At 69.4% G+C, this 23543-nt stretch carries 15 protein-coding genes; 13 read left to right on the forward strand and 2 right to left on the reverse strand.

Annotated elements, in window-relative coordinates; genetic code table 11:
- Positions 1–3: 3 nt before the first annotated feature.
- Both DKM19_RS01610 and DKM19_RS01615 read left to right on the forward strand, forming a co-directional pair.
- Entirely contained in the window at positions 4–2379 is a 2376-nt protein-coding gene (locus tag DKM19_RS01610; RefSeq protein ID WP_110694169.1) for a bifunctional salicylyl-CoA 5-hydroxylase/oxidoreductase, read from the forward strand.
- Positions 2376–2795: a thioesterase family protein gene (locus tag DKM19_RS01615; protein ID WP_204358612.1), complete on the forward strand. Its 420-nt coding sequence runs from the start codon at positions 2376–2378 to the stop codon at positions 2793–2795. Before DKM19_RS01610 ends, DKM19_RS01615 begins: the two co-directional genes overlap by 4 nt.
- 126 nt (positions 2796–2921) lie before the next feature.
- Here DKM19_RS01615 and DKM19_RS01620 read toward each other — a convergent pair whose 3' ends face one another.
- Positions 2922–3731 carry a PaaX family transcriptional regulator C-terminal domain-containing protein gene (locus DKM19_RS01620; protein WP_110694170.1) on the reverse strand — a complete coding sequence of 270 codons (810 nt, stop codon included), beginning with the start codon at positions 3729–3731 and terminating at the stop codon, positions 2922–2924.
- Between the two features lie 238 nt (positions 3732–3969).
- On the opposite strand from DKM19_RS01620, the gene DKM19_RS01625 reads away from it, so the two are divergent.
- Positions 3970–4560: a DinB family protein gene (locus DKM19_RS01625; RefSeq protein WP_110694171.1), complete on the forward strand. Its 591-nt coding sequence runs from the start codon at positions 3970–3972 to the stop codon at positions 4558–4560.
- A gap of 99 nt (positions 4561–4659) precedes the next feature.
- On the opposite strand, the gene DKM19_RS01630 is transcribed toward DKM19_RS01625, so the two are convergent.
- Positions 4660–5511 carry a 3-methyladenine DNA glycosylase gene (locus DKM19_RS01630; protein ID WP_110694172.1) on the reverse strand — a complete coding sequence of 284 codons (852 nt, stop codon included), beginning with the start codon at positions 5509–5511 and terminating at the stop codon, positions 4660–4662.
- A 346-nt stretch (positions 5512–5857) separates the two neighbouring features.
- On the opposite strand from DKM19_RS01630, the gene DKM19_RS01635 reads away from it, so the two are divergent.
- The 10 genes from DKM19_RS01635 to DKM19_RS01680 all read left to right on the forward strand — a co-directional run bounded on the left by DKM19_RS01635 (position 5858) and on the right by DKM19_RS01680 (position 23326).
- On the forward strand, positions 5858–7120 hold the full coding sequence (locus tag DKM19_RS01635) for a glycosyltransferase family 2 protein (RefSeq protein WP_204358613.1): 1263 nt from the start codon (positions 5858–5860) through the stop codon (positions 7118–7120).
- A gap of 1 nt (position 7121) precedes the next feature.
- Complete coding sequence (locus DKM19_RS01640; protein WP_110694174.1) at positions 7122–9407, forward strand: right-handed parallel beta-helix repeat-containing protein; 2286 nt, start codon at positions 7122–7124, stop codon at positions 9405–9407.
- Positions 9404–11368, forward strand: coding sequence for a right-handed parallel beta-helix repeat-containing protein (locus DKM19_RS01645; protein WP_162641200.1), 1965 nt, complete (start codon positions 9404–9406; stop codon positions 11366–11368). Before DKM19_RS01640 ends, DKM19_RS01645 begins: the two co-directional genes overlap by 4 nt.
- Before the next feature lie 3 nt (positions 11369–11371).
- Entirely contained in the window at positions 11372–12568 is a 1197-nt protein-coding gene (locus DKM19_RS01650; RefSeq protein WP_110694176.1) for a right-handed parallel beta-helix repeat-containing protein, read from the forward strand.
- 37 nt (positions 12569–12605) lie between these two features.
- Entirely contained in the window at positions 12606–13937 is a 1332-nt protein-coding gene (locus DKM19_RS01655; RefSeq protein WP_204359016.1) for a UDP-glucose/GDP-mannose dehydrogenase family protein, read from the forward strand.
- A gap of 143 nt (positions 13938–14080) precedes the next feature.
- Complete coding sequence (locus tag DKM19_RS01660) at positions 14081–15139, forward strand: LLM class flavin-dependent oxidoreductase (protein ID WP_110694178.1); 1059 nt, start codon at positions 14081–14083, stop codon at positions 15137–15139.
- A gap of 247 nt (positions 15140–15386) precedes the next feature.
- Positions 15387–16463 (forward strand): LLM class flavin-dependent oxidoreductase, encoded by a 1077-nt coding sequence (locus DKM19_RS01665; RefSeq protein WP_110705417.1) that lies wholly within the window; start codon positions 15387–15389, stop codon positions 16461–16463.
- Entirely contained in the window at positions 16460–17077 is a 618-nt protein-coding gene (locus DKM19_RS01670; RefSeq protein WP_110694179.1) for an FMN reductase, read from the forward strand. Before DKM19_RS01665 ends, DKM19_RS01670 begins: the two co-directional genes overlap by 4 nt.
- A 331-nt stretch (positions 17078–17408) precedes the next feature.
- The gene (locus DKM19_RS01675) at positions 17409–19247 is read left to right on the forward strand and encodes a BTAD domain-containing putative transcriptional regulator (RefSeq protein WP_162641201.1); all 1839 of its coding nucleotides are present in this window, start codon (positions 17409–17411) and stop codon (positions 19245–19247) included.
- 533 nt (positions 19248–19780) lie between these two features.
- Positions 19781–23326: a S8 family serine peptidase gene (locus tag DKM19_RS01680; RefSeq protein ID WP_239514036.1), complete on the forward strand. Its 3546-nt coding sequence runs from the start codon at positions 19781–19783 to the stop codon at positions 23324–23326.
- Positions 23327–23543 lie beyond the last annotated feature (217 nt).

Here is a 23543-nt window from a genome sequence, read left to right on the forward strand (position 1 = left end):
CCTTTGAAGATCGCCATCGTCGGCGGCGGCCCCGGGGGCCTCTACCTCGCCGCCCTGATGAAGGGCCTCGACGCCACGCACGAGGTCACCGTCTGGGAGCGCAACGCACCCGAGGACACCTTCGGCTTCGGCGTCGTCTTCTCCGACGAGACCCTGGGCGGCATCGAGAGCGCCGACCAGGTCATCTACCGGAAGATGGAGAGCCGGTTCGCCCGCTGGACCGACATCGACATCGAGTTCAACGGCCACCCCTTCACCGTCGGCGGACAGGGCTTCGCGGCGATGAGCCGCAAGGAACTGCTGCGGTTGCTGCAGGAGCGCGTCGCCGAGCTCGGCGTCACCGTCCGCTACCGCTCGATGGCGCCCGACGTGGACGAGCTCAGATCGGCGTACGACGTCGTCGTCGCCGCGGACGGGCTCAACTCCACGGTCCGGGCGAAGTACGCCGACTTCTTCGGCACCACCCTGGATCACCGGCGGAACAAGTACGTCTGGCTCGGCACCGACCTGGTCTTCGAGGCGTTCCAGTTCTTCGTCAAGGAGACGGAGTGGGGAACCATGCAGATCCACGGCTACCCCTTCTCGGAGCAGGGCTCGACCTTCATCGTCGAGATGCACGAGGACGTCTGGCGCCGCGCGGGGTTCGACCGGACGGAGAGCGAGGAGCTCCCGCCCGGCACCAGCGACGAATACGCCGTCGCCCGGATCAAGGAGATCTGGGCCAAGGAGCTCGACGGCCACGAGATCCTCACCAACAACTCCAAGTGGCTCAACTTCACCACCGTCCGGAACACCGGCTGGCATCACGGCAACGTCGTGCTGCTCGGCGACGCCGCCCACACCGCGCACTTCTCGATCGGCTCGGGCACGAAGCTCGCCATGGAGGACGCGCTCGCGCTCGCCGCGTGCCTACATGAGAACCCGACGGTCGAGGCGGCGCTTCAGGCGTACGAGAGCGAGCGTAAGCCGGTGGTGGAGTCGACCCAGCGGGCCGCGCAGGCATCGCTGGAGTGGTTCGAGAACATCGGCATGTACACCGGCCAGGAGCCTGCCCAGTTCTGCTTCAACCTGCTCACCCGCAGCCGGCGGATCACCTTCGAGAACCTCAGGGATCGCGACGCGGGCTTCGCGGGACTGATCGAGGCGGATTTCGCGAGGGTCAGCGGGAGCGACCAGGTCGCGCCCGCGATGTTCCAGCCGATCCGCATCGGCGAGCTGGAGCTGAAGAACCGCGTGATCGTCTCGCCGATGGACATGTACTCGGCGGTCGACGGCCTCGTGAACGACTTCCACCTCGTCCACCTCGGCTCGAAGGCACTCGGAGGCGCCGGGCTGGTGATGACCGAGATGGCGTGCGTCTCCCCGGAGGGAAGGATCACGCCGGGCTGCGCCGGCCTGTGGACCGACGAGCAGCGCGACGCGTACAAGAAGATCACCGACTTCGTGCACACCCGCAGCACCGCCAAGATCGGCGCCCAGATCGGCCACTCCGGCCGCAAGGGCTCGACCAAACTGATGTGGGAAGGCCTCGACGACCCGCTGACCGAGGACAACTGGGAGGTCATCGGCCCCAGCCCGCTCCCCTACGGCGCGGGCTGCCACATGCCCCGCGAGGCCACGCGCGCCGACCTGGACAAGGTGGTCGTCGACTTCGCCGACGCCGCGCGGCGCGCGGTCGACGCCGGCTTCGACCTCATCGAGCTCCACGCCGCACACGGCTATCTGCTCTCCTCGTTCCTCTCCCCGATCGCCAACAGGCGCGTCGACGAGTACGGAGGAGCGCTTCCGAACCGGCTGCGCTTCCCGCTTGAGGTCTTCGACGCCGTCCGTGCGGTGGTGCCGGGGCACATCCCGGTGACGGTCCGCATCTCGGCGACGGACTGGATTCCGGACGGCAACACCGAGCACGATGCCGTCGAGATCGCACGTGCGTTCATCGAGCATGGCGCGGCCGCCATCGACGTCTCCTCCGGTCAGGTCGCCAAGGAGGAGAAGCCCGCGTTCGGCCGCTCCTACCAGACTCCGTTCGCCGACCGGATCCGCCACGAGGTGGCCGCGCCGGCGGGGGCGAAGGTGATCGCGGTCGGCGCGATCAGCTCCTACGACGACGTGAACTCGATCCTGCTCGCCGGCCGCGCCGACCTGTGCGCTCTCGGTCGCACCCACCTCTACAACCCGCAGTGGACGCTCCACGCCGGGGCCGAGCAGGAATACCGAGGTCCGGGCGCAGACTGGCCGCTGCAGTTCAGGGCCGGCCGTCGCAGGCCGCCGACCTCGCGCACGGACAAGATCCCGCCGCGCCTGGCGCTGCTGCGAGCGGACCAGGACGACCAGGTCCACGTACGGTGGACACCGGACCGTGCCACGGGGTCCGCGTGAGGGAGACGGGAAAGCAGGGGCCGGTCGGGGTCCACCGCACCCGGGTGGAGTGGGTCGACACCGACGCGGCGGGCATCTACCACAACACGGCGGTTGTGCGTTTCGTCGAGTCGGCCGAGGCGGCGCTCATGCGCGAACGGGGGCTCCACGACTATTTCCCGAAGGCCCCCCGCGTGCGATACGAGGTGGAGTTCGAAGCCCCACTGCGGTTCGGTCAGGAGGTCACCGCCGTCGTCGAGCTGACCAGGATCGGCGCCTCGTCGATGACGTTCTCGTTCGAGGTCTGGGGTGAGGAGTTCGAGGGTCGGCCGCGGACGCGAGCGGCGCACGGGTCGTACGTCACCGTGCATGTCGCGGACAGCCACCGTCGGAGCTCCCGCTGGCCCGTCAGCTGGCGAGCCGCGCTCACCGCGTGATGAGCCCATACCCTTCCCCGTCCCGGGGCGAGCAGCGCTCACCACGTGACGAGCGCATGCCTTTTCCCGCCTCGGGGCGAGCCGCGTAACGGGCTCACACCCCCTCCCACCTCGGGGCGAGCCGCGTCAGGAGTGGATCGTCCTGATCGCGTGCTCTCGTGCAGGTCGGCGCAACAGCGCGTCGAGGTCGGCGAACAGGTTCTCGGCGCGACTGCCGATCCAGCCTTCGGGGAGCAGCTCGAACGGCAGGCCAGGATCTCGGTACGGCAGGCGACGCCACTCGGTGAGCATCGGAACGTAGATCTCGAACGCGGTCCTCGGGCCGTCGGCGGCTGCCGCGAACCGCTTCGGGGCGTCCTGGAAATGACAGACGAACTCGTTGTACTCCGACTCGATCGCATCGAGATCCCACCACTCGGCGACCCGCTCGCGAAGGTCGCCGAAGGCTCGGTGGTGCGCGATGAAGAGGTCGACGTAGCCGGTCAGACCCATTCGCTCGACCGTGCGGACCGCGTGCTCGTGGAGCGTTCCGGGCGCGACCCAGACTCCGGGCGCGGCTGTTCCGAATCCCATCTCGCCGAGGGTGGAGCGCAGGGCGTGACGACGGTCGCGCTCGGATTCCGGGATGGAGAAGACCACGAGGACAAATCCGTCCGTCAGCCGGGCTCTCGGGTGGGAGAAGATCCGCACATCGCCCTCGCGCAACAGCTCGAGGGCGCCGGGCGAGAGACTGTAGCCGGCGGTCCGCTCGATCTTGAGCGCCTCAAGCACACCGCGCCGCTTGAGGCGCGAGATCGACGAACGCACGGCGGCCGGGTCGACGTCCACGTCGCTCAGGAGCTTGACGACCGAGGCGACCGACAGCCAGTTGTGCTCGTCCCGGGCGTACAACCCGTACAGCGTCAAGATCAACTGACGAGGCGCAATCTCCGGCATGCGAAGAACTCTAAGGTGGAAGTGTCCGATCCGTAGCAATCGGCAACGGGCGTGGCTCGGCGGACGGTTCCCATCGATAACGGCGCCGGAACCGGAAGCCGGTGACTCTCTGCACCGAAGGGTGCGGCGGGCGCGGAGCATGGCCACGGCCCGGGACGCCGCCGGCCGGGAGGCGAGAGCTTTCAGGCACCGTATATCGCGATGCCGATTGTCGGTGCCGGGTGGGAGGATCTCCGCCATGACTGGATCAGACCCGAAGTCGGACCTCCACCGCTACCTGCAGACCGCCCGTGAAGCCCTGCTGTGGAAGCTTGACGGGCTCTCGGAATATGACATGCGCCGCCCGCTGACGCCGACCGGCACCAACCTGCTGGGGCTGGTCAAACACGTGGCCGGCGTTGAGCTGGGATATTTTGGCGGCACTTTCGGGCGGCCGTTCGCCGAGACGATCCCCTGGATCGAAGACGACGCCGAGCTCGGCGCGGACATGTGGGCGACCGCGGACGAGTCGCGTGAAGAGATCGTCGGGCTGTATCACCGGGCGTGGGCGCACTCGGACGCGACGATCGAGGCGTTGACGCTGGACGCGATCGGCCGGGTGGCGTGGTGGCCGGAGGACCGGAGTGAGGCGACGCTGCACCGGATCCTCATCCACGTGATCGCCGAGACGAACCGGCATGCCGGGCATGCCGACATCGTCCGGGAGCTCATCGACGGAGCCGTCGGACTGAGGAAGGACGGCGGCAACATGGCGCCGGGTGACCAGGCGGCGTGGGAGAGCTACCGCGAACGACTGGAGAGCGTGGCGCGGGAAGCCGGCCGGAGCTGAGCCTGCGCTCCGGCCGGGATGGTGCGAACTCCGGTCACCCCGGCGGGGGTGGTGCGAATTCCGGCCGCTGTGGATCAGATGAACTCCGGTCACCCCGGATCAGGGGGCGGCGAGTAGCCGTTCGCAGACGTCGAGCAGGCGTTGCCGCTGAGGCCGTGCCCGTTCGGCGAACCCCCGCTGCTCGGCGGCGTACTCGGCCCGCCCCTCGGGCGTCTCGATCCGGATCGCCCGATGGCCGAGCGAGCTCAGGTCGTACGGGCTGGCCCGCATGTCCACGGCGCGGATGTCACGGGCCAGCATGAAGCAGTCGGCGACCAGCTCACCGCTCACCAGCGGTGACAGCTTGTACGCCCACTTGTACAGGTCCATGTTGGCGTGCAGGCAGCCCGGCTGCTCCAGCTCCTCCTGCTGCTGCCGCGTCGGCTGCAGCACGTTGAGCGGACGCGCCTCGGGGGTGAAGAAGCGGAACGCGTCGAAGTGGCCGCACCGCACGCCCCGCTGCTCCACGACCTCCGCGATCTCCTCGCCGCTGAGCCGCAGCGGCCAGGAGTCGTGCCGTACCTCCACGGCCTTGTAGACCATCGCCCACTCGTGCAGGCCGAAGCAGCCGAGAAACGCCGGCCGTGCCGCGGTGGCGGCCAGCAGTCGCGCGATCCACTCGACGGCGGGCCTGCGCCTGTCCATCAGCGCCGCGGTGTCGAGCGTGACGCCCTCGGGGGTGTCGAGGTAGTCGCGGCCGAAGTCGTGCGCCCCCTTCAGCGCCACCCCGGTGCCCGGATGCCACTGCCGCAGCCGCGCCGGCCGGTGCCCGTAGTAGGTGAACAGGAAGTCCTCGATGGGATGGGACTCGCCTCGCGCCCTGCGCGCCAGGTGCGGCGCCGCCCATGCCTCGACACGTCGCCGGTGGGCCTCCGCCCGAGCCTGCCACTCCTCCGGCTCCAAAACTTCCACCGATGAATGGTATGTGCGGGCCGGTGGTGCCCGGCAGGCAGCCCGGATGTCCAGGCCGGATCCCGTTCCACCTCACCCGGCAGGCCTTGTACGGGGAGCGCATCCGATGACGTGATCACGCCGCGGACACCGTTCCCCCTCGTGTCGGATGTGGCCCGCTGAACACACGGTGACCTCGACTCATCCGCCCCAAAGACAACATGTGACGATTCCTTCAGTTTTGTAACGTTTGCAACGTTCCAAATGACTTGATGAAACTGGACCGTTAATGTCGCTGTCTGTCTGTGGAGGGGTTGTTTGCCCGGAAGCATTCGGGCATATCGGGGCAATTCGCCCAGGAGGATCCGTGGCATCTGTGTCGGACTGGTTTGATGCTGCTTACGAATGGGTCGTTCGCTCCACCTCCAACGGGAGTTGGCGAGACTTCATCCCGCTGGGCTTGGCGGGCCTGCTCGTCTGGGGCCTGTGGCTCTACCGGGTGGTGCTGTCCCGGCTGGCCAAACCGGTCGTGAACGGCTACCGGACCACGGTCTCCGTAGTCGTCCCGTCCTACCGGGAGGATGCCGAGATCCTGGTGCGCTGCCTGGCCAGCTGGCTCTCCCAGGACCCGCTTGAAGTGATCATCGTTGTGGACATCGCGGACACCGAATGCCAGGCCAAGCTCCAGGAGGTGACGGACCCTCGGCTGCGCGTCCTGGTGTTCGAGCATTCGGGTAAGCGCTCCGCGCTCGGGGTGGGCATCCGGGCGGCCCAGGGCGAGATCGTGGTCTTCGCCGACTCCGACACCTGGTGGCAGCCCGGCCTGCTGGACGCCGTGCAGATGCCCTTCGAAGACCCGACGGTCGGCGGGGTCGGCACCCAGCAGAACGTGTACCAGCGGACCACCAGCGTCTGGCGGCGCATCGCGGACTGGCTGGTCAACCTGCGCTACTACGACTACGTGCCGGCGATGGGAAGCAGGGGCGGGGTGGCCTGCCTGTCCGGCCGGACCGCCGCCTACCGGCTTTCGGCCATCCTCCCGGTCGTCACCCACCTGGAGAACGAGTTCTTCCTCGGCCGCCGGTGCATCGCCGGCGACGACGGCCGGCTCACCTGGCTCGTCCTCGCCTCCGGATACAAGACCGTGCACCAGGCCTCCGCCCGTGCCATCTCGATGTTCCCCGACTCCTTCAGCGCCTTCGTCAAGCAGCGCGTCCGGTGGAGCCGCAACTCCTACCGCTGCTACCTGACCGCGCTGTGGAAGGGGTGGCTGTGGAAGACTCCGCTGGTCACCAAGGTGACCGTGCTGCAGATCCTGCTCACCCCGGTGACCATGGGCGTCACGCTCGCCTACCTGTTCTTCAGCAGGCTGGAGCTCACCGCGGTGAGCATCGGGCTCGCGGTCGGCTGGCTGGTCCTGGGCCGGGGCATCCGCGGCTGGTCGCACCTGCGCCGCCACCCCTCGGAGATCCTGCTGCTGCCGCTGCTCTGCCTGGTGGTCATCATGATCGCGCTGCCGATCAAGCTGTACGCGTTCCTGACGATGAACAAGCAGGGCTGGCTCACCCGTACCTCCGACCAGGTGGGCGGGGCGGGCCAGAGCGCCGCCACGCTCAAGGGACTGGTTTGAGATGGCACGCGCCATCCCCGTCCTCCTGACCGTCGCGGCGCTGGCGTTCGGACTGGGGACCGGCCCGGCGGCCGCGGCCTTCCTGTCTCCCACCTCGCCGGACGGGCCGGACGTGGTCTCGGGGATCGACCCGGCTCCGGGGAGCGACGCGGATCCGGAGGACACCCCGGGTCCGGCGGACCCGGTTCCCGAAGCCAGCCCGACCCCGAAAGCCAGCCCGACCTCGAAAGCCGGCCCGACTCCGAAAGCCGGCCTGACCCCGAAAGCCGGCCCGACTCAGACAGGCGGCCCCGCTCCGAGAACCGGCTCGACCCCGAAACCCAACCCGGCACGCGGCCCGGCTCCGACGACCAGGCAGGCTCCCAAAAACGACAAGAAGCCGGCGGAGGGGCCGGCCCTGGTCGAGGACGCCATCATGGCGGACGACGCGATCCTGGCGGCCGGCACGATTTCGGCGGACGACGCCGAGACGCAGGCGACCCTGGTGGACGTCGAGGACCAGCGGATCGTCCAGACCCGTGCCGCGCTCACGGCCATGCTGCAGACCGGCGGCGTCGAGGCCGCCCAGCGCAAGCAGCCCCAGGTCTTCGCGTCGGAGCACGGCAGGACGCTGGTGCTGCCCGCGCGCAGCACCGAGACCCCGTACACCCTCAAGGATCTGGCGGCCGTCGAGAAGGGCCGGTATCTGCGGCGGCTGAAGGACGGCTCCTACCTGCTCGGCGTCCACGTCTTCGTCGCCGACGGGGCGCGCCTGCAGTTGCGCGGCCCGCTGACGCTGCGGATGGGCAGCCTGCCCGGCTCGTTCAGCTCGATCGTCGCGTTCGGCGGCAACATCGAGATCAAGGGCACCGCCAAGAGGCCGGTGCGGATCACCAGCTGGGACGTGCGGACCCAGAAGCCGGACCTGAACACGACCGATGGCCGCGCCTACATCCGGGCGGTCGGCGGCGAGTTCGAGATGAGCTACACGGAGGTCTCCCACCTGGGCTTCTGGAGCGGCCGTACCGGGGGCATCGCGCTCACCGGCACCGAGCGACCGGCCAGCGCCTACCGGCACCGGACAAAAGACCAGCGCCATCAGGACAAGCGGGAACGGCTGGCGAACACCCAGGAAGATCGGGGCGGGGGCAGCTTCGGCGACGTGGAGACCATTCCGGTCGGCCCCGGCACCGCCTCGCACGTGCTCGCCGACGAGCTCGTCTCCGGGTCGATCCAGCACAGCGTCATCACCGGCGACGCCTACGGGCTCTTCGTCTCCGGCTCGAACCAGACGCAGATCATCGACAACAGGATCGTCGACAGTCTGGTGCACGGCGTGTTCATGCACCGGTTCGCCAAGAACGCGACGATCGAGAGAACCAAGGTGATCGGCAGCGGCGGCGACGGTTTCGTTCTGTCGCGGGCGACCGTGAAGGTGCGGGTCAGCGACTGCCTGGCCGAGCGGAACGGGCGCAACGGCTTCACGCTCAACGGGAGCGCACTCGCGAGCGGCCCGTCCGCGAGCGGCGAGTCGCTGGCCGTCTACGGCGACAGCTCGGTCAGCAACAGCGTCGCCCGCGACAACAAGAGGTACGGCATCGAGGTGCTCGGCGGCAGCCGGCTGGCCGTGCAGACCAGCGAGGTCATCGGCGGCGACATGGGCATCGTGGTGCGGGAGGGCGCCAGCGAGGTGCAGATCTCGGGTAACAGGCTGGCGGACCAGCGCCGCCAGGCGATCGCGCTGCGCGACGGGGCGACCGGAGCGTATGTGGCCGGCAATACGGTTACGGGGACCGTAACCGGGGTCTATATGCGCGACTCCAATGGCACTATCGTCGGAAACAAGATCACGACCCTGCCGGTTCCCAAGGCTCACGGGATCACCGTGATCGGCGACGCCGGAGGCTCCGAGATCACCCGTAACACCCTCGTCGGCTGGGGGACCAGCGCGATCAGCACCGCGCGGGCCGCCGACAGGCTGAACAAGCACAACAACGACGAGGACCGGTGGGATGACACATCGTCGTTCTGGGTCAAGGCCAAACGCTACGTCAAGCCCATGAACGTGATCTGGGCCGGGGTCATCCTCCTGGTGGTCGTATCGGCGGTCCGATCCCGCGGCACCGTCATCGAACGGCGGCGACCCAGGGAGATCCGCAACCCCTACGCGCTCCAGAAGTTGCTCGAGGAGGGACGGCCCATCCTGCTGCGCCATGCCCCCTCGCCGGATCCGGCACCCGCCGTTGAGCTTTCCTCGCGGCAACGGGAGCCGGCCGGCTCGACACCCGTGGCAGGGGGCAGAGGATGAGCGGGCCACCCCGGCGGAGAGGCCGTACTCTCCTCATGGTCCTGGTGCTGATCCTGTCCGCGGTCGGCACCTGGACCTACCTCTCCTACGTCGAGGGCTCCGCCCCGCCTCCCGGGGTCAACGAGGTGCCCCAGGCGGAGGCGCAGCAGCAGTCGACCCTGGTCGACCAGGAGGATCTGCGGATCATGGAGACCCGCGCGGCGCTGGCCTCGGCACTGGCGCGGGGCGGACCCGCCGCCGCGGAGGCCCGCGTGCCGCACATCTCCAGTTCGGCCAACGGCCAGACGCTCGTGCTGCCGCAGCGCCGCGATCCGTACCGGGTCGCCGACCTGGAGCGTCTGGGCCAGGAGCTGTTCCAGAAACAGTCGGATGGCTCCTACGTGCTCGGCATCAACGTGTTCGTCGGTCCGGGGGCCAAGCTGGTGCTCCAGAACGCGACCGGCCCGCTGGTGATCCGGATGCACAGCGAGCCCGGCGCCTTCGTCTCGATCGTGAGCTTCGGCGCGAGCGTCCGGATCAACGGTTCGACGCAGAATCCGGTGCGGCTGACAAGCTGGGACCCGAATGCCAGGACGGCGGACACCAAGGTCTCCGACGGGCGCGCCTACCTGCGCGCGATCGGCGGGGAGCTCAAGGTGAGCCATGCGGTGGTGGAGTATCTCGGTTTCTGGAGCGGGCCGACCGGCGGGCTGGCGCTGACCGGCAGTGACCGGCCGACCCAGACCGCGGAGCGGGTCCCCGTCACCGCCCTCCCGAAGGCGCCCCTCCCGAAAAAGACGCCTCCTCCGAAGAAGACCCCCCTGCGGGAGCAGGCCGCCGCCCAGCCGCGGGTGCTCCTGCCCAACGGCCTCCTTGTGCCGGGCAGAGGCGTCGACGGCCAGGTCGAGATCACCGACGGAGCGGGCCGGGGGAGGGTCTCCTACCAGATGCCCGACGCCAACCTGGTCACCGGCGACATCACCGACACCACGATCACCGGCAACGCGTACGGAATTTTCATCACGGCCTCCAACGAGACCCGGATCACCGACGTCTCGATCACCGGGAGCCTGGTTCACGGGGTGCTGCTGCACCGGTTCGCGCGCAACGCCTCCATCGAGAACACCACCGTGACCGACAGCCGGGGTGACGGGTTCGTCCTGTCCCGGGGCACGCAGAACGTCACGATCACCGGTTCGAAGGCCGAGCGCAACGGCGGCAACGGCTTTACGATCAGTGGCCTGCCGCTGGCCCGGGGACCGTCGGCGTCCGGGGAGTCGCTGCGCAGTTTCGGCGGCAGCTCGGTGATCAGCAGCGAGGCGCGGGACAACGGCCACTACGGCGTGGAGATCCAGGGAGGCGTCGAACTCGCCGTGCAGACCACAGAGGTGATCGGCGGGGAGATGGGCATCGTGGTGAGCCAGGACGCCACCGGCGTCCGGGTCTCCGGCAACCGTCTCACCGGCCAGCGCAGCCAGGGGATCGTGCTCCGCGACGGCGTACGGTCGGCCCGGGTCAGCGGCAACATCGTACGGAACACCCAGACCGCGATCTATCTCCGCGACGCGGAGGCCACCATCTCCGGCAACACGGTCGAGTCCGCCTCACTGCACGCGATCTCACTGCTCGGCGCGGACGGAGGCACCGAGATCACCGGCAACACCCTGGGCGGTGCCGGCCGCAGCGCGCTCGACACCGGCCGCGCGACGGGAACCACGACCGTCACGCAGAACAACACCGGTGGCTGGCAGGACACGGCCAGCTTCTGGACGACGGTTGAGCGGCTCGCCAAGCCGATGAACCTGATCTGGCTGGGTGTGTTCTCCCTGATCGTGATCTCGGCGCTCCGGGCGGTGCGCGGCGACGGCCCGCGGGTCGGTCGCCGATTTGTCCATCCATACGAGAAGCAGACGCTGCTGGAAGGGCGACCGGCTCGGCTTCTGACGACCGACGCCGCCCCGACTCCGGCGGAGAGGAGCTGAGCGATGCGCCTGGACATCGACCGAAAGACTCTGGTGGGGATGCTGGCCGGAGCGGTCATCACGATGATCGTCGTGGTGCTGCTGCGCGGACTGTTCGGCGGCGGAGAAGGCCCGGGCACCCCGATCGAGGACATCCGGCCGAAGAGCGCGGGCACGCCTGCCTCGCAGGAGGACAACGCTTCGCAGCAAGAGGACGACGCTTCGCAGAAGGATGACAACGCTTCGCAGGTGGACGACGAGGAGGAAGACGTGGAGGAGTTCACCGCATCGCAGCAGCCGCCCGACATCGCCGTCCCCACCGGGGAAGGATTGATCGACTGCCCCGAGGCCACGGTGACCGTCGGCGACGCCGCCGGGCTCGCCGAGGCGTTGGAGGCGGCCGAACCGGGCACGGTGATCAAACTGGAGCCCGGTGTCTACGCCGGCCGGTTCGTGGCGACGATCCCGGGGACGAAGGCTGACCCGATCTTCGTCTGCGGCCCGCCCGAGGCGATCATCGACGGCGGCGGGGTCAAGAAGGGCTACGCCTTCCACCTCAACGAGGTCGACCACTGGCGGCTGGTCGGTTTCACCGTCCGCAACAGCCAGAAGGGTGTGATGGCCGACCGGACCACCAACACGATCATCCAGGGGCTGACCGTCCACGACATCGGGGACGAAGCGATTCACCTGCGCAACTTCAGCACTGACAACACCGTTCAGTACTGCATGATCTATGCGACCGGCCTGCGCCGGGAGAAGTTCGGTGAGGGCGTCTACCTCGGCACCGCCGAAAGCAACTGGGCGACCTACTCCGGCGGGAAGATGGACCGCAGCGACCGCAACCTCGTGCGCGGCAACGTCATCCGGTCCACCGCCGAGGCGATCGACATCAAGGAAGGCACCTCCAACGGGCGCATCGTCGGCAACATCTTCGACGGTTCCGGCCTCAGCGGTTCCAAGCACAACGACTCCTGGGTCGACGTCAAGGGCAACGGCTACGTCATCGAGGGCAACACCGGCAGCAACACCAACGCCGACGGCTTCCAGACCCACAAGATCGTGGACGGCTGGGGTACCGGCAACGTGTTCCGGGCCAACATCATCGATCTCGGCAATTCGGGCGGTGTCGGCATCAATGACACGGCCGGCGGAAACAAGATCGCCTGTGACAACAAGGTCACCGGCGGCATGCTCACCAAAAAAGATGTCTGTTCCTGAGCACGGGCTCGAGGACGAGTAGATGGGAAAGACAGACATGGGCGGAACCGAGCTCCCACGGCTGACTGTGATCGGAACCGGTTATCTCGGGGCGACGCACGCGATCTGCATGGCGTCGCTGGGGTATGACGTGGTCGGCCTCGATGTGGACAGCAAAAAAATCGAGCAACTGCAGTCCGGGGAGGTTCCGTTCTTCGAGCCGGGCCTGCCCGAGTTGCTGAGCAAGGCCCTGGCATCGGGCCGGCTCCGGTTCACCACCTCCTACGCGGAGGCCGCCGAACACGGCGACGTTCACTTCGTCTGCGTCGGCACCCCCCAGCAGCCGGGCTCGGACGCCTGCGACCTGAGCTACATCGACAGCACCATACGCAGCCTGGCTCCCCACCTGACCCGGCGCTGCCTGGTGGCCGGCAAGTCGACCGTCCCGGTGAACACCGCCGCCCACCTGGCCGACCTGATCCACGAGCTGGCCCCGGCCGGCGAGGAGGTGGAGCTGGCCTGGAACCCGGAGTTCCTGCGGGAGGGCTTCGCGATCGACGACACGCTCCGGCCCGACCGGCTCGTGTTCGGCGTCACCTCGGAGTGGGCGCGCGACCAGCTGACCGCGGCGTTCCAGCCGATCATCGACCTCGGTACCCCGGTGGTGGTCACCGATCTGGCCACCGCGGAACTGGTCAAGGTGGCCGCCAACTCGTTCCTGGCCACCAAGATCTCCTACATCAACGCGATGGCCGAGGTCTGCGAGGCCACCGGGGCCGACGTCCGCGATCTGGCCAAGGCGCTCGCCTACGACGACCGGATCGGCGGCCGGTTCCTCCAGCCGGGGCTGGGCTTCGGCGGCGGCTGCCTGCCCAAGGACATCCGCGCCTTCGCGCACCGGGCGGAGGAGATCGGCGTCGGCCAGGCCGTGTCCTTCCTCCGCGAAGTCGACGCGATCAACCGGCGTCGCCGTTCCCGGACCATCGACCTGGTCAGGGAACTGCTCGGTGGCCAGCTCGACGGCAAGAAGATCGCCTGCCTGGGTGCGGCCTTCAAGCCCAACTCCGACGACATCAGGGACGCTCCGGCGCTGGACGTGGCCCGGACCATGCACGGGCTGGGCGCCACCGTCCGGGTGTACGACCCGGCCGCGCTGGACAACGCGCGCCGCGCCTACCCGGAGCTCAGGTACGGCACGAGCGCGCTGGACGTGGCCCGTGACGCGGACGTGGTGGTCCTGCTCACCGAGTGGACGGAGTTCCGCGAGATCCAGCCCTCGGCGCTGGAGCAGGTGGTCAGGCACACCCGGATCGTGGACGGCCGGCACGCGCTCGACGCGGGCGTCTGGCGGGCGGCGGGCTGGGAGTACCGGGCGCTGGGCTGCCCCTGATCCGGATGACGGCCGGCCGTCATATGGGTCGGGGCCGGCCGGTGTGATCCTGATCGCGCGTCGGAATTCTCGCCACGGCGCCGGGGTTCCTCTACTGCTCACGCCGTAGAGAGCCGTAGAGGCCGCAGAGAAAGAGACGAAGGATGTCCGCACCACTTGAGTTCGCGATCGACACGTTCGGGGACGTCACCTTCGACGCGGACGGGAACCGGCTGCCGTACGCGCAGGTTATCCGCAACGTCGTCGAGGAGGCCGTGCTCGCCGACAGCGTGGGGATCGACGCGATCGGCATCGGGGAGCATCACCGGGACGACTTCGCGATCTCGGCACCGGAGATCGTGCTGGCGACGATCGCCGGCCGTACCGAGCGCATCCGTCTGGGCACGGCGGTGACCGTGCTCAGCTCGGATGACCCGGTGCGCGTGTTCGAGAAGTTCGCCACGCTGGACGCGGTGTCCCAGGGCCGGGCAGAGATCATCCTCGGCCGCGGCTCGTTCACGGAGTCGTTCCCGCTGTTCGGTTTCGACCTCTCGCAGTACGAGGAACTGTTCGAGGAGAAGCTCGACCTGCTCTCCCATCTGCTCAAGGAGGGGCCGGTCACCTGGCAGGGCCGGCTCCGTCCCGGGCTGAAGGACCAGCACGTGTATCCGAAGACGGAGTCCGGCCGGCTGCGCACCTGGATCGGAGTCGGCGGCAGCCCCGAGTCCGTGGTCCGCGCGGCGCGCTACGAGATGCCGCTCATGCTCGCGATCATCGGTGGTGCGCCGGAGCGGTTCGCGCCGTACGTCGACCTGTACCACCAGGCCCTCGCCCAGCTTGAGGTCCAGCGGTTGCCGATCGGCGTGCACTCGCCGGGCCACATCGCCGAGACCGACAAGGAGGCACGCGACGAGCTCTGGCCGCACTACCGGGCCATGCACGACCGCATCGGCCGCGAGCGTGGCTGGGGTCCCACGACCCGCGGCCGCTTCGAGGCCGAAGCCGACGAGGGCTCGCTCTACGTCGGATCGCCCGAGACGGTGGCCACGAAGATCGCAAAAACGGTGGGTGCGCTCGGCGTCGACCGCTTCGAGCTCAAGTACAGCTCCGGGACGCTCGCGCACGAGAAGCTCATGACCACGATCCGCCTCTACGGCGAGGAGGTCGTGCCGCGGGTGAGGCAGATCCTGGCCCAGACCCCGGCCGCGGCGGGACAGGCATGAACGACGCGTGATTCGGACGTGCGCACGGGTGTGAGCGGGACGTGATTCGGGTGTGCGCACGGGTGTGAGCGGGACGTGATTCAGGTGTGCGCCCAGGCGTGAGCGGGACCTGATTCAGGTGCACGCACAGGCGTGAACGGCACGTGATTCAGACGTGCACGAGGTGTCAACGCCGCGGCGCTTTCATGGGGACGTGACCGGAATGACCGGTCACGGATGACTCAGGAGGGGCTGAGCGATGAGCGCCATGCAGTTCGGCATTTTCACGGTCGGCGACATCGCGCCCGATCCCGCGACCGGGCGTGCGCCGACCGAGCACGAGCGGATCAAGCGGATGGTCGAGACGGCGCTGAAGGCGGAGGAGGTGGGCCTCGACGTCTACGCGGCGGGCGAGCACCACAATCCGCCGTTCGTGCCGTCCTCGCCCACCACGCTTCTCGGCTACATCGCGGCGCGGACCAGCAGGATCCTTCTGTCGACGTCGACGACGCTGATCACCACGAACGACCCGGTGAAGATCGCCGAGGACTACGCGATGCTCCAGCACCTCGCGGACGGCCGGGTCGACCTGATGATGGGCCGGGGTAACACCGGCCCGGTGTATCCGTGGTTCGGCAAGGACATTCGCGACGGGGTCGCGCTGGCGGTGGAGAACTACGCGCTGCTGCGCCGGCTGTGGCGAGAGGACGTGGTCGACTGGCAGGGCAGGTTCCGCACGCCGCTGCAGTCGTTCACCTCGACCCCGCGCCCGCTCGACGGTGTGCCGCCGTTCGTCTGGCACGGCTCGATCCGCAGCCCGGAGATCGCCGAGCAGGCCGCCTACTACGGCGACGGGTTCTTCCACAACAACATCTTCTGGCCGAAGGAACACACCCGGCAGATGATCGACCTGTACCGCACCCGGTTCGAGCACTACGGGCACGGGCCGGCGGACCAGGCGATCGTCGGGCTCGGCGGGCAGGTGTACATGCGGCGCAACTCGCAGGAGGCGATCGCCGAGTTCCGCCCGTTCTTCGACAACTCCCCGGCCTACGGCAACGGGCCGTCGCTTGAGGAGACCATGCGGCGGACGCCGCTGTCGGTGGGCAGCCCGCAGGAGGTCATCGACCGGACGCTCCAGTTCCGGGAGCACTTCGGCGACTACCAGCGCCAGCTGTTCAACGTGGACGGCATGGGCCTGCCGCACAAGGCGGTGCTGGAACAGATCGACTTCCTCGGCGAGGAGGTCGTCCCCGTGCTCCGTAAGGAGTTCGCGGCGATGCGACCGGCGCACATCCCGGACGCGCCGACACACGAGTCACTGAAGGCGGCGGAAATCGGATGAGGCGCACCATTGCCGTGGTGTCCGCCGGGCTCGGCCGCCCGTCGTCGAGCCGGCTGCTCGCCGACCGGCTGGCCGCGGCCGTCGAGCGGGAGCTGCACGAGAGGGGCGACGAGACCGAGGTGCGCGTGGTCGAGGTCCGTGACCACGCGCACGACCTGGTCAACAGCCTGGTCAGCGGCTTTCCGGCCCCGGAGTTGCAGGGCGCGTTCGACGTGGTGACCGGAGCCGACGGGCTGATCGCGGTGACGCCCACGTTCGCCGCCTCCTACAGCGGGCTGTTCAAGGCGTTCTTCGACGTTCTCGACCTGCTGGACGACAACGCGCTGGCGGACAAGCCGGTGCTGATCGGCGCGACCGGCGGCACCGCGAGGCACTCGCTGGTGCTGGAGAACGCGATGCGGCCGCTGTTCACCTATCTGCGGGGTGTGGTCGTGCCGATGTCGGTGTTCGCGGCTCCGGAGGACTGGGGTGGGGCGGCCGCCCCGGACCTCCTGGCCCGCCGGATCGACCGGGCCGCGGCCCAGCTCGCCGTGGAGATCCACCGGCGGGACGCGCCGGCCGTCCGCGACCCGTTCGAGCCGACGCCGTTCGAGGACCTCCTCGGCGCGGGCTGACCAGCAGTACCGTCCGTACGCTCCAGCACACAGGGGGTGGGCCGGCCCGGGATACCGTCCGTACGCTCCAGCACACAGGGGGTGGGCCGGCCCGGGATACCGTCCGTACGCTCCGGGGCCACCCGGGGACCTCCTCGGCGCGGGCTGACCTGGAACCGTTCGTAGGCTCCGGCGCCGCCTGAGGACCTTCTTGAGATGGGCCGACCTGGAACCGCCCGCAGCTTCCTGCGACGCCAGGGGACCTCCTTGACGTGGGCTGATCCGGAATACCGCCTATATGTCGGTCGTTGGTCGGTCTGGGGTATGCGGTCGGTTTCGGAGGGGGTCCCCGGTGGGCGAACGGCTGCGATTCGAGGTGCTCGGTCCGGTGCGCGCCTGGCGCGGTGACGACGAGATCGAGCTGGGCTCCCCGCAGCAGCGGGCGATCCTCGCGATCCTCCTGCTGCAGGCCGGCACCTCCGCCTCACCCGACCAGCTGATAGCGGCGATCTGGGGCGGTGCCGCGCCGCGTGCCGCGATCGGCATGGTCCGCTCGTACGTGTCCCGGCTGCGCCGCGTGCTCGACCCCGGCCACCCGGCCGCGGTGATCGAGTCGATGGGCGGCGGCTACGCGCTGCGCGCCGAGGACCTCGACCTCACCGAGTTCCAGCGGTGGCTCGGCGTCGCCAGGGAGGCCCGCCGCGCCGGTGACGTGCTCGCTGCGGCGACCGCGCTGCGCACCGCGCTCGGTCTGTGGCACGGCACGCCGCTCGCCGGTGTCAACGGTGACTACGCCGAATTCGAACGTACCCGGCTCGGGCAGTTGCGGCTCACGGCGATCGAGGACCTGGCGGCGGCCGACATCGAGTCGGGCCGGCACGTCGAGGCGGCCGCCGAGCTCGCGGAGGTGGTCGCTGAGCAGCCGCTGCGGGAACGGCCGCGCGAACTGCTGATGCTCGCCCTCTACCGGTCCGGCCGGCAGGCCGACGCGCTGGCGGTGTTCGAGCAGGTGCGGCGGTTGCTCGCCGACGAGCTGGGACTGGACCCCGGCCCGGACCTACGGGAGATGCAGCGGCGGATTCTCGTGTCCGACCCGGCGCTGGTCGGCCCCGCCGCACCGGCGCAGGCGGCCGCGTCGCCGCGTAACCCCACGCAGCTGCCACCGGACGTACCGGACTTCGTCGGCCGCGACGAGCCGCGGTCCCGCATGGCCGACGCCCTGACCCCGTCCGGCGCGAGCGTGCCGGTGATCGGTGTCGAGGGGCTCGCCGGCGTCGGCAAGACGACTCTCGCGGTGCACGTCGGGCACGCGGTCGCCGCCGGTTTCCCCGACGGTCAACTGTTCGTCGACCTCGGCGTGGCCATGGAGCCGCTGGCCGAGCTGCTGCGTGGCATCGGCGTGCCGGACGCGGGGCTGCCCGAGTCGTTCAGCGAGCGCGTGGCGTTGTGGCGGACGCTGACCGCCGGCCGCCGGCTGCTCGTCGTGCTGGACGACGCCCGCGACGCCGAGCAGGTACGGCAGCTGCTGCCCGGCTCCGGTGGGTCCGCGGTCGTGATCACCGCGCGGCAGCGGCTGTACGGCCTGGCGTACGTGCACTGGCTGAAGCTGGGCGGGCTGGGCGAGGACGACTCGGTCGCCCTGCTGGAACGGATCATCGGCGTCGACCGGGTGCGGCCGGAGCTGGCGGACATCCGCGAGATGGTCCGGCGCACCGCCGGTCTGCCGCAGGTGCTGCAGGTGCTCGGCACGCGGATCGCCTCGCGGCCGGGATGGACCATCGCGGAGGCGAAGCGGCGGCTCGGCAGGCCCGACCCCGGCTCGGAGGTGCTCCCGCCGGAGTGCGGGGCCATCGAGCGGCCGTACGCGTCAGCGATGGAGCAGCTGTCACCCGCGCAGGCGAGGGCGTTCCGGCTGCTCTCCCTTACGGACGGGCCGGACATCTCGCCCGCCGCCGCTTCGGCCGTGCTGGACCTGCCGCTCGGCGACACCACGGCGCTGCTGGAGTCCCTCGTGGACATGCACCTGCTGGAGTCCGGAGGCCTGGACCGGTACTACTACCACGAGCCGCTACGGGCGTTCGCCCGCAGTCGCGCGTTCGCCGACGACGGGCCCGAGGCGAGCCAGGCGGCGCTGACCAGGCTCGTCAGGTTCCACCGCTCCGAGGAGGGCCGGCTCCGCGCCGGTGTCTAGGGTCGTCCGGCGCGGGCGGGCCGGGGTGTGCGGTCAGAGGTCGCGCCACGTGGCCGAAGCGGTCGAGGGGTGCGTGGTCAGAGGTCACGCGCTACGTGGCCGAGGTGGTCGGGGCGGCCTCACCATGACCCACCCGACGCGTCCCGGGTTCATCCGCGACGCCTGATCCGCCGGTCGTCGGTTCACCGCCGTCGTCGGCGCGACCCGGTTTCCACCTGTCCGCCCCCGCTCGTCGTGTCGTGTTCCGTCATCTGTCCGGAATACGACACCCCTGAAGAAGCTCCCCGCCGCCGAGCTCCGAGCCGCGGTCAGGACGAGTAAAACCACAGGTCAATGCATCTTTCGCGGAGTCCGTACCCCGGTGAATCCATTCGTCCCCCGCGAGCGAATGTTAAGCCCTCATGACATTTTTCGCCCTTTATTACAAGCAAATGCAACATCCATTCACTATCCTCCCCGGGGGTTCCTAAAGATCCCTTATCACCCATTTTGCTTCCCCCCGCGGGCATCCCCATGCCCGTGAAGGAGATCGTGTGTTCACAGCCCGCCCCTGGCGAATGGCCCTGATCGGGACCATCGCCGTCGCCTTCCTGATCCCCCAAGGCGTGGCGTACAGCGCCACGCAGGCCGCACCCGAACTCGACAAGATCGACCGGGTGGTCCAGGCCGACCTGTCCACGGACGACAAGGCCACCTTCTGGGTCCGCCTGAAGGACGACGCCGACCTACGGACGGCGCGTACGGCGAAGACCAAGGCCGAGAAGGGCAAGCAGGTCTACCGGGTGAAGACGGAGACCGCCGCCTCCTCGCAGACGAACCTGCGCAAGCTCCTCAAGGCCGCGCACGCCGACTTCACCCCGTTCTGGATCGTCAACGCCGTCAAGGTGACCGGCGACGCGAAGCTGGCGGCCGGGATCGCCAAGCTTCCCGAGGTGGCGGCGATCGAGCCGTCTCGGGTCGTCCCGCTGCCCGAGCCGCAGCCGGCCAAGGCGGTCAAGGCGACCGCCGCCTCCGTCGAGTGGAACATCGACCGCATCAACGCCCCCAAGGTGTGGGACGAACTCGGCGATCACGGCGAGGGCGTCGTCGTCGCCAACATCGACACCGGCGTGCAGTGGGACCACCCGGCGCTGATCTCCCATTACCGCGGCGCGACCCCCGGTGGCAGTGTCGACCACGCCTACAACTGGTTCGACCCGGGCGGCGCATGCCCGACCGACGCGCCATGTGACGACCGGGGCCACGGCACCCACACCATGGGCACCATGGTCGGCGGCGACGGCGGCGCCAACAACGTCGGCGTCGCCCCCGGAGCCAAGTGGATCGCGGCGAAGGCATGCTTCGCCGTCGGCGGGTGCCCGGACTGGGCCCTGCTCGCCGCCGGCCAGTGGATGCTCGCGCCCACCGACCTGAACGGCCAGAACCCGCGGCCCGACCTCGCGCCCGACGTCATCAACAACTCCTGGGGCGGCGCCGGCCTCAGCCTCTGGTACGACGAGATGATCCGGGCCTGGGTCGCCGCCGGCATCTTCCCCGCCTTCTCCAACGGGAACGAGGCCCTGAAGTCGCCCAACCCCTGTGACAGCACCGGCAACCCCGGCGGGGACGTCGCCGCCTACAGCGTCGGAGCCTTCGACTCCAGCGGGCGCATCGGGGACTTCTCCTCCCGCGGTCCCGGCGAGAACGGCGAGATCAAGCCGAACATCACCGCACCGGGCGTGAACATCCGCTCGTCCTGGAACGACGGCGGCTACCGCCCTGACTCCGGTACGTCGATGGCCGGTCCGCACGTCGCCGCCACGGTGGCGCTGATGTGGTCGATGTCGCCCAGCCTGAAGAACGACGTCGAGAACACCCGAGCCCTGCTCGACGGGACCGCTGCCGACATCGACGACACGAGCTGCGGCGGCACCGCCGCGGACAACTACACCTGGGGCGAGGGCATGCTCGACGCCTACGCCGCGGTCAGGGCGACCCCGGCCGGAGAGCTGGGCACGCTGACCGGCACGGTCACCTCGGGCGGCACTCCCATGGCCGGCGTGACCGTCGGCGTCTCCGGACCGGTGAACCGTACGGTCACCACCGGGCAGGACGGGTCCTACACGCTGCCCCGCCTCCTGAGCGGCGACTACCAGGTCACTTTCAAGAAGTTCACCTACGACGACGTCACCGCGACCGTCACCGTCACGACCGACCAGACGGTCACCGAGGACGCGTCGCTGGTGGCGCAGGCCCTGAGCACGGTGTCCGGGACGGTCACCAGCGTCGGCCTGCCCCAGGTGGGCGCCACGGTCACCGCGGCGGGCACGCCGGCCGGCGCGGTCACCGACGCCCACGGCCACTACGAGCTCACACTGCCCCGCCAGGGCTTCGACCTGAAGGTCAACGCGGAGTCCCGATGCACGCAGAACGCCACCGTGCCCGTCACGGTGACCGGTGACCTGACCAGGGACATCGAGCTGACGAGCTACACCGACTCCTTCGGCTACACCTGCAGGAGCGGCACCGAGCCGTACGTCGAGGGCACCGTCAAGGAGCCGCTCGGCGGCGACGACGAGAGCCAGAGGATCACGCTGCCGTTCGCCTTCCCGTTCTACGGCAAGACCTACACCAGCGGCGCGGCCGGTACCAACGGGTTCCTGACCTTCGGCACCAACACCTACTCCATCCCGAGCAACACCTCTCTGCCCTCCGGAAACGACCCCAACGCCGCTATCTACCCGTACTGGGAAGACCTGGCGATGTGGGACGAGAGCGGGCTCTACACCGCCACCATCGGGACCGCACCGAACCGCACCTTCGTCGTGGAGTGGCGCAACGTGCAGTTCTACGACTCCGACGAGCACTTCTCGTTCGAGGCGCTGCTCGGTGAGGACGGTTCCATCGGGTACCGCTACCGCGGAATCGACACCACCCACGAGGCGGGCACGACCGCGACGATCGGCATCGAGAACGCGGACGGCACGGACGCGCTCCAGTACTCCTACCTCACCGATCCCAACCCCTCCATCGCCGACGGCCAGAGCCTGGACTTCGCCGCCCGGCGGCACGGGCTGGTGACCGGCGCCGTCACCGACGCCAACGACGGCAAGCCGCTGGCGGGCGCGACGGTCAAGGTGGGCGACGTCGCCACCCTCACCTCCGGAGCCGACGGCACCTTCTTCGGGCAGATCCCCGCCGGGGACTACCAGGTGGAGGTCTCGGAGGAGAACTACGGCACCCTCACCAAGGCGGTCACCATCACGGCCGGTGAGCGGAACCGGCTCGACACCGCCCTGGCCACCGGCCGGGTGACGGCGTCGACCGGCGAGATCACTCTCGTGATGCCGCCCTCCTCCACCAGGAAGGGCACGGTCGAGCTGTCCAACCTGGGGGCCGACACGGCGTACACCGTCGAGATCGCCCCCGGCCAGAGCGGGCTGAGCGTGACCCCGGCCAGTGGGCAGATCAAGGCGGGCGGGTCCGTGACGCTGCAGGTCACCGCGTCCAGCGCGGGTGTCCAGCCGGGCGGTGTCCGTACCGGCACGCTGGTCGTGCGCTCGGCGAGCGGCCGCAACCCGGCGTTCCCGATCACCGTGTCCGTCGTGGTGCCGAAGTTCCAGGTCGCCGTCGAGGCCGGTGGCGACAGGAAGGTGACCGACGCCGCGGGCGACGTCTGGGCGGCCGACCGGAAGTACACGCCGGGCGGCTACGGCTACGTGGGCGACGGCAAGGCGCACACCTCCGGCAAGGCTGTCAGGGGCACCGTCGAGCAGGCGCTCTACAGGAGCGCCCGCGAGGACATGCGGGAGTACCGGTTCGACAAGGTGCCCAACGGGGTCTACACCGTCGAACTGGGCTTCGCCGAGACCCGGAACAAGAAGCCGGGCAAGCGGGTCTTCGATGTCAGCATCGAGGACAAGATCGCGATCTCGGCGCTCGACCTCGCCCGGGAGGCCGGAGAGAACACCGCGGTCAGCCGCCAGTACACGGTGAAGGTCACCGACGGCCGGCTCGACGTGGGGTTCACGGCGCGGAAGGGCGATCCCATCGTCAACTCCATCCGCGTCAGCGAGCGTCCCGACAAGACCGCCCAATAGGCGCACCCACCGTCGACCGGCCCGGCCGGTAGGCGCACCAGCACGTCGGCCGGCCCGTCCTGACCGGTAGGCGCATCAGCACGTCGACCGGCCCGTCCCGCTTCGAGCGGGGCGGGCCGGTTCCCGTTACGGGACGGCGACCTCGGCAGGCTCCGCTTCCTCGTCGCCCGGCAGCGTGACCATCCGTGTCCGCGGCTCACCCCGGCGGAGCACGATC

The sequence above is a fragment of the Streptosporangium sp. 'caverna' genome (genome assembly GCF_003203775.1).
Classification (GTDB): Bacteria; Actinomycetota; Actinomycetes; order Streptosporangiales; family Streptosporangiaceae; genus Streptosporangium; species Streptosporangium subroseum.